The 13058-nt window shown below is 71.8% G+C and carries 10 protein-coding genes; 6 read left to right on the forward strand and 4 right to left on the reverse strand.

From position 1 onward, the window contains the following. Positions 1-80: 80 nt before the first annotated feature. From ACFUO4_RS03570 to ACFUO4_RS03580, 3 genes are all read left to right on the forward strand, one after another. Positions 81-2561 carry a SpoIIE family protein phosphatase gene (locus ACFUO4_RS03570; RefSeq protein WP_383479520.1) on the forward strand — a complete coding sequence of 827 codons (2481 nt, stop codon included), beginning with the start codon at positions 81-83 and terminating at the stop codon, positions 2559-2561. Positions 2562-2729: 168 nt separating this feature from the next. Then, positions 2730-5405, forward strand: a complete 2676-nt coding sequence (locus ACFUO4_RS03575; protein WP_383479522.1) for a SpoIIE family protein phosphatase — start codon at positions 2730-2732, stop codon at positions 5403-5405. Between the two features lie 136 nt (positions 5406-5541). Further along, the gene (locus tag ACFUO4_RS03580; RefSeq protein ID WP_383479524.1) at positions 5542-6363 is read left to right on the forward strand and encodes a chitosanase; all 822 of its coding nucleotides are present in this window, start codon (positions 5542-5544) and stop codon (positions 6361-6363) included. A gap of 25 nt (positions 6364-6388) precedes the next feature. Here ACFUO4_RS03580 and ACFUO4_RS03585 read toward each other — a convergent pair whose 3' ends face one another. Together ACFUO4_RS03585 and ACFUO4_RS03590 are read right to left on the reverse strand one after the other, a co-directional pair. Next, positions 6389-7387, reverse strand: coding sequence for a CU044_5270 family protein (locus tag ACFUO4_RS03585; RefSeq protein WP_383479526.1), 999 nt, complete (start codon positions 7385-7387; stop codon positions 6389-6391). Then, positions 7380-8042 carry an RNA polymerase sigma factor gene (locus tag ACFUO4_RS03590; RefSeq protein ID WP_079312558.1) on the reverse strand — a complete coding sequence of 221 codons (663 nt, stop codon included), beginning with the start codon at positions 8040-8042 and terminating at the stop codon, positions 7380-7382. The genes ACFUO4_RS03585 and ACFUO4_RS03590 overlap by 8 nt, the downstream gene beginning before the upstream one ends. 212 nt (positions 8043-8254) lie before the next feature. On the opposite strand from ACFUO4_RS03590, the gene ACFUO4_RS03595 reads away from it, so the two are divergent. Continuing rightward, positions 8255-9619: an FAD-dependent oxidoreductase gene (locus tag ACFUO4_RS03595; RefSeq protein ID WP_383479528.1), complete on the forward strand. Its 1365-nt coding sequence runs from the start codon at positions 8255-8257 to the stop codon at positions 9617-9619. A gap of 62 nt (positions 9620-9681) precedes the next feature. Here ACFUO4_RS03595 and ACFUO4_RS03600 read toward each other — a convergent pair whose 3' ends face one another. Together ACFUO4_RS03600 and ACFUO4_RS03605 are read right to left on the reverse strand one after the other, a co-directional pair. Continuing rightward, positions 9682-10683, reverse strand: a complete 1002-nt coding sequence (locus ACFUO4_RS03600) for a zinc-dependent alcohol dehydrogenase family protein (protein ID WP_383479530.1) — start codon at positions 10681-10683, stop codon at positions 9682-9684. Between the two features lie 75 nt (positions 10684-10758). Then, a complete protein-coding gene (locus tag ACFUO4_RS03605) occupies positions 10759-11391 on the reverse strand; it encodes a GNAT family N-acetyltransferase (RefSeq protein ID WP_383479532.1) in 633 nt (210 codons plus the stop codon). 90 nt (positions 11392-11481) lie between these two features. Between ACFUO4_RS03605 and ACFUO4_RS03610 the strand changes: the two genes are divergently transcribed. Together ACFUO4_RS03610 and ACFUO4_RS03615 are read left to right on the forward strand one after the other, a co-directional pair. Continuing rightward, positions 11482-12447: a DUF1152 domain-containing protein gene (locus ACFUO4_RS03610; protein WP_383479534.1), complete on the forward strand. Its 966-nt coding sequence runs from the start codon at positions 11482-11484 to the stop codon at positions 12445-12447. Between the two features lie 97 nt (positions 12448-12544). Next, positions 12545-13048, forward strand: a complete 504-nt coding sequence (locus ACFUO4_RS03615; RefSeq protein WP_383479536.1) for a lamin tail domain-containing protein — start codon at positions 12545-12547, stop codon at positions 13046-13048. The last annotated feature ends 10 nt before the right edge of the window (positions 13049-13058 follow it).

Here is a 13058-nt window from a genome sequence, read left to right on the forward strand (position 1 = left end):
CGCCCAGGTGCGCCGCAGGCGTCTCGTGGCGCATTCTTGCTGTGTCGCCCGAGCGGCGGCACAGCGACGAGGCAGGGCTGATGACTGGGAGCGGCGAGGACGCGCACCGGGCGCCGGGACGGCTGGCCGCGCTGCTGATCGACGCCTCGACGGAGGCGATCGGCGCGGCCGGGGGTCACGCCGGCGGTGTCTACCTGCGCTCGCACACCCCGGGTGTGCTGCGGCTGGCCGTGCTGGCCGGGCTGCCGGGGCCGCTGTTCAAGCCCTGGTGGCGGCTGCACGTCGACCGGCCCTTCCCCGTCGCCGACGCCTACCGGCTCGGGGTGGACGTGGTGCTGCCGAACTCCACGGAGACGATGCGCCGCTATCCGCAGTTCGCGGCAGGTCTGCCGTTCCAGTTCGGGTCGCTGTACGTGCCCGTGGTCGGGGCGTCGGCGACGTACGGCGTGCTGACCGTGCTGCGGCCCGCGGCCACCGACGCCGCGGAGGTGCTGTCGGCGCGGGAGCGGCTCACCCGGGTGGCCGAGGAGCTGGCCGCACGTCTGGAGGACCACCCCGAGACGGTCGCCTGGGACGGTGAGCCCCAGTGCGTGCGGCCGCCGACCGCGCACCCGTCCGTGGGGCGGCTGGGGCGGTTCGCGTGGGACCCGGCGAGCGGTGTCGTCACCGCCGACGCGTCGCTGCACGCCCTGCTCGGCGTGACGCCGGCCGAGTTCGACGGCACGGTCCAGGCGCTCGCGCGGGCCCTGTCCCCGGCCGACACGGAACGGGTGCTGGCGGCACTCGAGGAGACCGCCGCGAGCCGGCCCCCACCGTCGCTGCCGCTGTACGTGCGGGCCCCGGACGGCGGCCTGCGGCTCATGGAGTTCTGGACCCCGGACCCCGGTCCCTCCGACGCGGGCTCCCGGCCCGTGCGGGGGTTCGTGCTCGATCCGGGGCCTTCGGTGGCGGGCGACGCGGCCGCCGACCTGCTGCCGGAGGGCGTGTTCTGCCTGGACCGGCTGGGGCTGGTCGCCTACGCCAACCCGCGCGCGGCCCAGCTGCTGCAGCAGCCGCGCGATCTGCTGCTCGGGCGCTCGCTGTGGGACGGCGTGCCCTGGCTGAACCAGCCCGACTTCGAGGACCATCTGCGCAGCGCCCTGCTGTCGCCGGAACCGGTGCATCTGCACGTACGGCGGCCTCCCGACCCGGCGCAGGACTCCTACGAGGGCGACTGGCTGGCCCTGTCGGTGTATCCCGGCCCGGACGTGCTGACCTGCACGGTCCAGCCCACGAGCCGGATGCCGGACTCGGCGCAGGCCGCGGGCGGCGCCGGTACGGCCGGCGCGACCTCGCTGGCCCCGCTGTACCGGCCGATCGTCCTCGCCATCGCCCTGACGGAGGCCGTCACCGCCCGTCAGGTCTCCGCCGTGGTGATGCGCGAGCTGCTGCCGGCGTTCGGCGGCCGGCGGTTCGCGCTCTACCTGCTCCAGGACCGCCATCTGTTCCTGGCCTGGGAGTCCGGTTTCCCGCCGGGGTTCCTCGCCCCGTTCGACGGGGTGGGTCTCGACGAGCAGTTGCCGGGCGTCGAGACGCTCACCACCGGCCGGCCGCTGTTCTTCGACTCGATGGAGCAGCTCTCCGCGGCCTATCCGGGCATTGCGCTGGACGCCACGGAGGGTGCCCGTGCCTTCCTGCCGCTGATCGCCTCGGGGCGTCCGGTGGGCTCCTGCATCCTGGGCTTCGACGGGCGGCGCAGCTTCAGCGGCGAGGAACGCTCGGTGCTGACCGCGCTCGCCGGGCTGATCGCGCACGCCATGGAGAAAGCCCAGCGCTACGAGAGCGAGGCGGCCCTGGCGCGGGGACTCCAGCAGGCGTTGCTGCCCCGCCGGCTGACGGACCATCCGCTGGTGGAGACCGCCGGCCGCTATCTGCCGGGCACGCAGGGCATGGAGGTCGGCGGGGACTGGTACGACGTCGTCGAGTGCGGGGACGGGCTGGCCCTGGTGATCGGGGACGTGCAGGGGCACGGGGTGCAGGCCGCGGCCACCATGGGCCAACTGCGCAGCGCGGTCAGGGCGTTCGCGCTCAGCGACCGGCCGCCGGACGAGGTCATGAGCGGCACCAACCACCTCCTGATCGACCTCGACCCCGGTCAGTTCGCGAGCTGTTGCTACATCCGGCTCGACCCGGCCACCGGACTGGCCCGCGCCGCCCGGGCCGGCCATCCTCCGCCCCTGCTGCGCAATCCCGACGGCAGCACCCGCGTCCTCGACCTGCCCGGCGGTGTCGTCCTCGGCGTCGATCCCGGTGCCCGCTACCCGGTCACCGAGTTGCAGGTGGAGCCCGGCGCCGTCCTCGCGCTCTACACCGACGGTCTCGTCGAGCGGCCCGGCGTCGACATCGACGACGGCATCAGCGCCCTGCGGGTGGCCCTGAGCCGGGCCGGCAACCCCTCGACGCGCCTCGCGGACCTGGCAGACCGCCTCACCACGGCGGCCCGGCACACCGCCGAGCGGCCGGACGACATCGCCCTGTTGCTCGCGACGCGGCGCCCGGAGCGACGGCGGTGGCAGCGGTGAGCCGCCACGACCGTCCCGTAGCCGTGGCTGCGGCAACCGGAACCGCACCGGTGCGGGCGAGCCGTCGTACCCGACCCACCGGACACGCGGTGTCGAGGTGTCGTGCAGGTCGGGTCACAGACTGTGACGCCTCTCGCCTCATGGGGCCGTGCAGTGTAGACATGGCACATGGGCCGACTCTCGCAGCGTGACGCGGGCCCGTCGCGGCGCGCGCGGCCGGAGGTGCGGTCGGCGCTGGGCGGACGCAGCGTCGCCGGACAGGTGTTCGTCCTCCAGGTCGTGATCGTGCTGCTGCTGGTCGTGGCCGCCGTGGTGGCCCTGGTGCTCCAGGTGCGGCACGACAGCACGACCGAGGCCCGCAACCGCTCGGTCGCCGTCGCCCAGGCCTTCGCCAACGCGCCCGGCACCCGCGAGGCGCTGGACGACCCCGATCCGACCGCGGTGCTGCAGCCCCGGGCCGAGGCCGCGCGCAAGGCGACCGGCGTGGACTTCATCGTCGTGCTCAACACCGACGGCATCCGCTACACGCACCCCAAGCCGGACCGTATCGGCAAGAAGTTCGTCGGCAACCTCGAGCCCGCGCTGGCCGGACACGTGGTGACCGAGGAGATCAACGGGACCATCGGGCAGCTGGTGCAGGCGATCGTGCCGATCAAGGACCCGGACGGGAAGGTCGTCGGCGCGGTGTCGGCCGGTATCACCACGGCGCACGTGGGCGGCGCCGCGGACGAGCAGCTGCCGTTGCTGATCGCCATGGCGGCCGGCGGCCTCGCGGTGGCCACGGCGGGCACCGCCCTGGTGAGCAGACGGTTGCAGCGCCAGACGCGTGGCCTGGGGCCGCACGAGATGACCCGCATGTACGAACACCACGACGCGGTGCTGCACGCCGTGCGCGAGGGCGTGCTCATAGCGGACGGCGAGGGCCGGCTCCTGCTCGCCAACGACGAGGCGCAGCGGCTGCTGCACCTGCCCGCGAACGCCGAGGGCCGACAGGTCGGTGAGCTCGGTCTGCCGCCGGACACCGCCGATCTGCTGACCTCCGGGCGGGTCGCGACGGACGAGGTGCACCTGGTCGGCGACCGGCTGCTGGTCATCAACCAGCGGGCCACGGAGCTGGAGGGCGGCCCGGCGGGCACCGTGGCGACCCTGCGCGACTCCACCGAACTGCGGGCCCTGTCGGGCCGGGCGGAGGCGGCGCGGGAGCGGCTGAACATGCTCTATGACGCCGGGGTGGGCATCGGCACCAGCCTGGACGTCACCCGTACCGCCGAGGAGCTGGCGGAGCTGGTCGTGCCCCGGTTCGCGGATTTCGCCACCGTGGACCTGTTCGACGCGGTGCTCGGGGGCGGCCAGCCGGAGGCGGGGACGGAGCTGCGGCGCACGGCGTTCAGCGGCATCCGCAAGGACGCGCCGCTGTATCCGGTGGGCGAGCGGATGCGGCTGGTCGCGTCCGCTCCGCAGGCCCGTGCCCTGCGCTCCGGTCAGGCGGTCCTGGAGTCCCGGCTGGCGGAGTCGCCGGGCTGGCGGGCCCAGGATCTGGAACGCACCTCGCAGGTCCTGGAGTTCGGCATCCACTCGCTGATCGCCGTGCCGCTGCGGGCGGGCGCGCTGGTGCTCGGCGTGGTCAACTTCTGGCGCTCGCAGAAGCCGGAGCCCTTCGACACCGACGAAGTGGCCCTGGCGGAGGAGCTGGTGACGCGGGCGGCGGTCTCGATCGACAACTCCCGCCGTTACACGCGCGAGCACACCATGGCGGTCACCCTCCAGCGCAGCCTGCTGCCGCGGAGCCTGCCCGAGCAGAACGCCCTGGACATCGCCTACCGCTATCTGCCCGCGCAGGCGGGCGTGGGCGGCGACTGGTTCGACGTCCTGCCCCTGTCCGGCGCCCGGGTCGCGCTGGTCGTCGGCGATGTCGTCGGCCACGGGCTGCACGCGGCGGCGACGATGGGCCGGCTGCGCACGGCGGTCCACAACTTCTCCTCGCTCGACCTGCCGCCCGACGAACTGCTGGTGCTGCTGGACGAACTCGTCGGCCGCATCGACCAGGACGAGACCCAGGAGGGCGACAGCGCCCCGGTGACCGGCGCGACCTGTCTGTACGCCGTCTACGACCCCGTCTCCCGGCGCTGCACCCTGGCCCGCGCCGGCCACCCGCCGCCCGCGCTGATCCACCCCGACGGCAGTGTGGAGTTCCCCGACGTGCCCGCCGGTCCCCCGCTGGGCCTGGGTGGCCTGCCGTTCGAGACCGTCGACCTCGAACTCGCCGAGGGCAGCAGGCTGGTGCTGTACACGGACGGACTGGTCGAGGACCGGGAGCGGGACATCGACGTGGGTCTGGAGCTGCTGGCCGCCGCACTGGAACGGGCCGGTGAGACGCCCGAGGAGACCTGCCAGGTCGTGCTGGACTCCAAGCTGACGGCCCGCCCCAGCGACGACATCGCCCTGATCGTGGCCCGCACCGGCGCGCTCGACCCCGGGCGAGTCGCCGAGTGGCAGGTGCCGTCCGACCCGGCGGCGGTCGGGCGGGTACGGGCCGACGTCACCCGGCAGCTGGCCCGATGGGGCCTGGAGGACCTGGAGTTCACCACCGAGCTGATCCTGAGCGAGCTGGTGACCAACGCGATCCGCTACGGCGGTGAGCCCATCCGGGTCCGGATGCTGTACGACCGCACCCTGATCTGCGAGGTCTTCGACAGCAGCAGCACCTCGCCCCATCTGCGCTACGCGGCGATGACGGACGAGGGCGGGCGCGGCCTGTTCCTGGTCGCGCAGCTCGCCGAGCGCTGGGGCACCCGCTACACGCCGGGCGGCAAGGTCATCTGGGCGGAACAGCCGTTGCCCTAGCGGGTCTTCCTTCTCGTTGATTGGTACGAACCTTCGACCGAAAGGTTGTTCTTCTTGCGCGGCATCTGATAGGAAACCTTCCTATCAGTGTCACGTACGGCCAACTCCCCACCCCCCACCTCCCTTTGGAGCCGCCGTGAAGCACCACGCGCGCACCTCGCGCCGCACCCTCCTCACCCTGATCGGCGCGTCCCTGGCGTCGGTCCCGCTCCTCAACAACTCCCCCCGCGCCGCCGCCCTTTCCGCGGCGGTCGGGCTCGACGACCCGGCGAAGAAGGAGATCGCCATGAAACTGGTGTCGAGCGCGGAGAACTCCTCGCTCGACTGGAAGGCGCAGTACAAGTACATCGAGGACATCGGCGACGGCCGCGGCTACACCGCGGGCATCATCGGGTTCTGCTCGGGCACCGGCGACATGCTCGACCTCGTCGAGCTCTACACCGACCGCAAACCCGGCAACGTCCTCGCCCGCTACCTGCCGGCGCTCCGCCGGGTCAACGGCAGCGACTCGCACTCAGGTCTGGACCCGAACTTCCCGGCGGACTGGCGCCGGGCCGCACAGGACACGGAGTTCCAGCGGGCCCAGAACGACGAGCGCGACCGCGTCTACTTCAACCCCGCGGTCCGTCAGGGCAAGACCGACGGACTGCGCGTGCTCGGCCAGTTCGCCTACTACGACGCCATCGTCATGCACGGCGACGGTGACGACCCGACCAGCTTCCGCAACATACGGGGGCGGGCCCTGAACCGGGCCCGGCCCCCGGCCCAGGGCGGCGACGAGGTCACCTACCTCAACGCCTTCCTGGACGCCCGGGTGTGGGCCATGAAGCAGGAGGAGGCCCACAGCGACACCAGCCGCGTCGACACGGCCCAGCGGGTGTTCCTGCGCAAGGGCAACCTCGACCTGAACACACCGCTGGACTGGAAGGTGTACGGCGACAGTTACCACATCGGCTGACCGCCCCGGGGCACCGCGGTCCCGGCTACGGGCGCTGACCGATACGGTCCACGACGCCCAACTCCTCCCGGGCACGCAGCTCGTGGTACCAGTCGCGATGCTTGAACTTCCCGTCGACCAGGTCCGCGGTGCTCCCCTTCAGCCGCAGCCCCAGATACGTGTAGTCCGTCGCGTCGAAGATGAACGCGAAGTCGAACTTCGGGTAGGAGACGGCGACTCCCTCGCGGCCGAGGCCGTCCAGCGCGTCACGGTCGATCCGGATGCCGTGGATCCGGGCGACCGCCTCGAAGGTGGCCGCCTCCAGCCCGGGCGGCATGATCCGCGGGACCACGAAGAACTGGACGGCGTTGGCGAACGCCACACTGTCGATGTCCTCCTGACGCATCGGCTTCTCGCGAGCCTCGCCCGACCCCACCGACAGGTCCGCCTTCTTGTCGTCGGTGCTCATGCCCATCCGCAGCCTGTCCAGGAGCTCGTCCGGCTGCGTCGGCCACTGCGCCAGCTGGGCGTACCTGGTCGGCGGCCACATCACCTGGTGCTCGCCGAGCGGCGGATCGCGGTGGACCTTGCCGTACTCCTGGCGCCTGGAGGGCTTGGAGCCGTCCACGGACATCCAGCTCTCGTCGGTCCAGGTCCTGCGCTTCCCGCCCTTCACATAGGTCCGGGTGACGAACATCTTCGAGTACACGTACTGGTCATCGCGCGGAACCGGCGTCCCGGTGCCGTCGGCACGGGATCGCGCCGCGGCCTTGTGCAGCAGCTCGGCCGCGCTGAGCGTCCCCATCCGCGGGGCGTCCGCGCCCTCGCCCCCGTCATGCCGGCCGGCCACGAGAACGCCACCGGCGACCGCCGCCGTGGCGGTCCCCACCACCGCGACCCTGAGCATCAGCCGGCGCGGCAGATCGCCCGGACGGCCCTCCCGCACGATGGCGCGCCGCAGCCGGGCGCGGGCCGCGAAACGGGCGTCGTCGGTGAGCGGGGCCACGTCGGCCTCGAACTCGCGCACCGCAGTGAGGTCATCCACGATCGGTCTCCTCGTTCTCCTCGGTCTCCTCGTGAAGGGCTGTGGGGTCCGCCCCGCCCAGTGCCTCGCGCAGCCTGGTCCGCGCCCGGTTGAGTCGGGAGCGCACCGTGCCCACGGGGATGCCGAGGGCCTCGGCAGCCTCGGCGTAGTCGAGATCGCCCCAGGCGATCACCAGCAGCACGTCCCGGTAGCGTGCCGGCAACTTCGCCAGCGCGCCCGCCAGTTGGGCGCGGGAGTGCTCGGCACCGACCCTCGCCACCACCCGGTCGGCCAGCGCCTCGCCGCCGTCACCGGTCCCCCTCGTGGCGGCACGCGCGAGCGCCCTGAGCCGTCGCGCCTCGGCGCGCCGGTGCTGGCCGACGAGGTTGGTGACGATCCCGTACAGCCACGGACGGGCGTGCGGTCGCGTCAGGTCGTAGCGGTGCCGCTGCTGGAACGCGATGACGAAGGTCTCGGCCATCAGGTCGTCGGCCGCCTCGGCGCCGAGCCGTCGGGCCGCGTAGCGGTGGATGTCGTCGGCGTACCGGTGGAAGAGGATCTCGAAGGCCTCGGGTTCCTCCCCCGAACGCTCGACGACCGAGGCGTCGGACTCGACGCCGTCGCGGGGAACGACGTCGGGGAGGTCCTCGACGCGTGGATCGCCTGTCGATTGCATGCGGTTCCCTTGAGGTCATGGGCATGGTCGACTGCTGTTGGCCGATGCCCGTGATCGAGTTCCCGCGCCGCATGAGAGAGTGCTGCCACGGCCCGTCCCGCTCATAAAGTAACCTTATGAGCTCATAGATCGGACCCGCGTACCGACTTAGGCTTGCCTTAGTTTAGGCTTCCCGTCGAGATCGCTCGTCGCCTCTCGAAGGGAACCTGATCATGCCCCGCCCCCTGCGGGTAGCCATCGTCGGCGCCGGCCCGGCCGGCATCTACGCCGCCGACGCTCTGCTCAAGTCCGACGTGGCCGCCGAGCCCGGTGTGTCCATCGACCTCTTCGAGCGGATGCCCGCCCCGTTCGGGCTGATCCGGTACGGCGTCGCCCCCGACCACCCCCGCATCAAGGGCATCGTCAAGGCCCTCCACCAGGTCCTCGACAAGCCGCAGGTCCGCCTCTTCGGCAACGTGGACTACGGCACGGACATCCACCTGGACGACCTGCGCGCCTTCTACGACGCGGTGATCTTCTCGACCGGCGCCATGGCGGACCGCGAGCTGAAGATCCCGGGCGTCGAGCTCGACGGCTCCTACGGCGCCGCCGACTTCGCCTCCTGGTACGACGGCCACCCGGACGTCCCGCGCACCTGGCCGCTGGAGGCGGAGAAGGTCGCCGTCCTGGGCGTGGGCAACGTGGCCCTCGACATCTCCCGCATCCTCGCCAAGACGGCGGACGAGCTGCTGCCGACCGAGATCCCGCCGAACGTCTACGAGGGCCTCAAGGCGAACAAGGCCGTAGAGATACACGTGTTCGGCCGCCGCGGCCCGGCGCAGGCGAAGTTCTCCCCGATGGAGCTGCGCGAGCTGGACCACTCCCCCAACATCGAGGTCATCGTCAACCCCGAGGACATCGACTACGACGAGGGCTCGATCGCCGAGCGCCGGGGCAACAAGCAGGTCGACATGGTCGCCAAGACCCTGGAGAACTGGGCGATCCGCGACATCGGCGACCGCCCGCACAAGCTGTTCCTGCACTTCTTCGAGTCCCCCACCGAGATCCTCGGCGAGGACGGCAAGGTCGTCGGCCTGCGCACCGAGCGCACCGAGCTGGACGGCACCGGCAACGTCAAGGGCACCGGACAGTTCACCGACTGGGACGTCGACGCCGTCTACCGCGCGGTCGGCTACCTCTCCGACAAGCTCCCCAAGCTGCCCTGGGACATCGACTCGGGCACCGTCCCGGACGCTGGCGGCCGGGTCCTCCAGGAGAGCGGCGAGCACCTCACGTCGACGTACGTCACCGGCTGGATCCGGCGCGGCCCGGTGGGTCTCATCGGCCACACCAAGGGCGACGCCAACGAGACGGTCGCGAACCTGCTGGACGACTTCGCCAACGAGCGTCTCCAGACGCCGGCTTCGCCCGCCCCCGAGGCCGTGGAGGAGTTCCTCGCCGAGCGCGAGATCCGCTTCACCACCTGGGAGGGCTGGTACAAGCTGGACGCCGCCGAGAAGGCGCTGGGCGAGCCCGAGGGCCGCGAGCGCGTGAAGATCGTCGAGCGCGAGGACATGCTCAAGGCGAGCGGCGCGTGAGCGCGTTGCCGTAGGCGAGGCGAAGGGGCCGGGAGGTGCACTCCCCCGGCCCCTTCGCGCGTTCAGCGGTGGTCGACGGTGACGACGATCTTCCCGACCTGCGAGCCGGTCTCCATGTAGCGGTGCGCCTCGGCGATGTCCGCCAGGGCGAAGGTCCGGTCGACGACCGGTGCGAAGACGCCCGTGCGCAGTCCGGACGCGACGAACGCCTCCGCGCGGCGCAGCCGTTCGGGGTCCCGGGTCGTCTCGTGGAGGGTGTACGTCCGCATGTTCAGCGCGGGCATGCCCAGGTCGAACCCCGGGTACGGGGTCGGCTGCCCGCTGAGCGCCCCGTACAGCAGCAGGGTGCCGCCGGGGGCGACCGCCCGGGCCAGGTCGACCACGCCGGGCCCCGCCACGGCGTCGAAGACGAACTCGGCGCCCCGCCCGGCGGTACGGCCGAGGATCCGCGCGGTGACGTCCTCCTCCTCGGTCACGATCACGTCGGCCGCGCCCGCCTTCCGCAGCGCCTCCGCCTTGGCGCGGGTGCGTGTGGTGGCGAGGGGGACGGCGCCGACGCTGCGGGCGACCTGGATCGCGGCCAGGCCGACGCTGCTGGAGGCGGCGGTCAGGACGACCGTGTCCCCGGCCCGCATCCCGGCGACCTCCACCAGTGCCCCGTACGCCGTCACGTACGGCATCCACACGGCGGCGCCCGCCACCGCGTCGAGCCCTTCGGGGCGGCGGACGACCGCCCGGGCGGGGACGATCGCGCGCTCGGCGTAGACGCCGTACTCGTTCATCGAGAACGCGGGCACCACGCTGACCGGTTGGCCGGCCGCGAACCCGGTCACGCCCGGGCCGGCGGCCTCGACGACGCCCGCGGCCTCGGTGCCGAGCCGGGCGGGGAACTCCTTGACGGGCTCGATGTACTGTCCGCCGCGGAACAGCACCTCGGCCCGGTTGAGGCCGATCGCGTCCACCCGGATCAGCAGTTCGCCCGGGCCGGGCTCGCCGACCGCCGCCTCTTCGAGCCGCAGCACCTCGGGCCCGCCGACCTCATGGAACCGCACCGTCCTGACCATGGCTCTTCCCCCTTCGACCGGGTGTACAAGTTCGACAGGCGTCGAACTTTGATGGCCATCGTAATAGAGGAGGGTCTACGGCCGGTCGAGATTTCCGGTCGCACGCCCCAGGCACGCGACCGGTCCCAGGTCGGGTACCGGGATCTCCCGGAAGCCCAGCCGGTCGTAGAAGGCGCGGGCCGGGACGTTGGCCGTCGCCATGACCAGGTGGACGGCCGGGACCCCGCGGTCCGCCAGGGCCGCGAGAAGCGTGCGCATCAACTCCCTGCCGTGTCCGCGCCCCTGCCACTCGGGGAGCAGGTCGATGTGCAAGTGGGCGGGGTACGCGGCGAGTTCGGGGACGATCATCCGCTCGGGGTCGTGCAGGAGCCGGATCATCAGCTCGTCCGGCGTGCCGGGGGCGGCACTGCCCTCGGGGTACCGGTCGGCGACGAGCGGGAGCCACTTGGTGCGGAACTCCGCGGCGAAGCGGGGGGTGTCGGCGACGCCGAGGATGTAGCCGACGGCCTGCCCCTGACCGTCGTCGAGCACGAAGGCGAGCTCCGGCTCCAGCTCGACGTACGGCTGCGCGAAGATCGCCGGGAGGATGGTGGGGTCCGCGTAAACCGGCCTGGCGTCCAGGCCGTTGTGCGCGGTGCGGATGCAGATGTCGTCGAGGGCGGCCCGGTCGCCGGGGCGGTACCGGCGGATCACTGCTGGCGAGGTCATCGCAGCATCCTGACGGCTTGGGAGCGCTCCCACAAGCCTGCCGCGCCCAACTCGCTTGCCGTGGACCCAAGATCGCCTTACCGTCCTGCGGTGTTCTCCCTCCACGAGCCTGCCCTCTTCACCCGTCTGCGTACCGCGCGGCGGGTTCTCGTCGCGGGTGCGGGCGGCGGTTTCGACGTCTACGCCGGCCTGCCGCTGGCGCTCGCCCTTCAGGCCGCCGGGAAGGAAGTGCACCTGGCCAACCTGTCGTTCGCGGACCTCTACGGGCTGGACCTGGACGCCTGGCTCGATCAGGACGTCGCGGCCGTGCGCCCCGACACCGCCGCACGCGGGGACTACTTCCCCGAGCGCACCCTGGCCCGCTGGCTGGACCGGCAGGGTCTGCCTTCGACGGTGTACGCCTTCCCGCTCACCGGGGTGGTCCCGCTGCGGGCCGCCTATCGCACCCTCCTCGACCACGTGGGGCCGGTGGACGCGATCGTGCTGGTGGACGGCGGCACCGACATCCTGCTGCGCGGCGACGAGCACGGGCTCGGCACCCCGGAGGAGGACATGGCGAGCCTGGCGGCGGTGGCCGCACTGGACGACGTACCCGAACGGCTGGTCGCCTGCCTGGGGTTCGGGGTGGACGCGCATCACGGCGTGAACCACTCCCTGGTGCTGGAGAACCTGGCCGCGCTGGACCGCGAGGGCGGTTACCTGGGCGCCTTCTCGCTGCCGCGCGAGAGCCGCGAGGGCGCCCTGTACCTGGACGCGGTGGCGCACGCCCAGGAGTGCACGCCGGACCATCCGAGCATCGTCAACGGCTCCGTCGCGGCAGCCGTGCGCGGCGACTTCGGGGACGTGCGCTTCACCGAACGCACCCGGGGCAGCGAGCTGTTCATCAACCCGCTGATGGCCCTGTACTTCTGCGTGGACGCGCCCGCCCTGGCCCGGCGCAACCTCTATCTCCACCGGCTGGAGAACACCGCGCTGATGCGGCAGATCCACTCCGTCATCGCGGAGTTCCGCGACGAACTGCCCCGGCAGCGGCCGCCGCGCGCCTACCCGCACTGACAGGGTCACATTTCGGGGAATCGGCCGTGACCGTACAAGAAGGTTGTATACGCTCCAGGTTCTTCTTCACTGAAGCTTCACAAAGGGGGGCTTTGTCATGCGTATACGTCTTGCCGCCACCACGGCGGCAGCGGTCACCGCAACAGGGGCGCTCATAGCGCTCACCGCGGTGCCCGCGCAGGCGACCGAGTACTCGTCCGCGCTGAAGATCCGCGGGACCCAGTACGACGCGCCCGGCCGCGACTCCAACACCTGCGCCACCGGGAACACCGACGACGAGTACGTGACGATCAAGAACTACTCGTCGACCAAGACCGTGAACCTCAAGGGGTACTGGGTCGAGGACGCGGCGGGGAACTACTTCGAGTTCACCGCGAACCACTACCTCCAGCCCGGCGACTACGTGAAGCTGCGCGGCGGCCACGGCACCGACTCGGACGCGAAGAACGTCGTGTACCGCGACAACTGCAACTTCATGTGGAACAACGACAAGGACACGATCTACCTGTTCAAGCCGGCCGGCAGCCGGGCCGACGTCCACTCCTACACCAAGAGCGGATCCGACCCGGACGGCAACGGCTACATCAAGTTCCACAGCTGAGCGGGCGGCG

It is taken from the genome of Streptomyces sp. NPDC057280, assembly GCF_042668605.1.
Classification (GTDB): domain Bacteria; phylum Actinomycetota; class Actinomycetes; order Streptomycetales; family Streptomycetaceae; genus Streptomyces.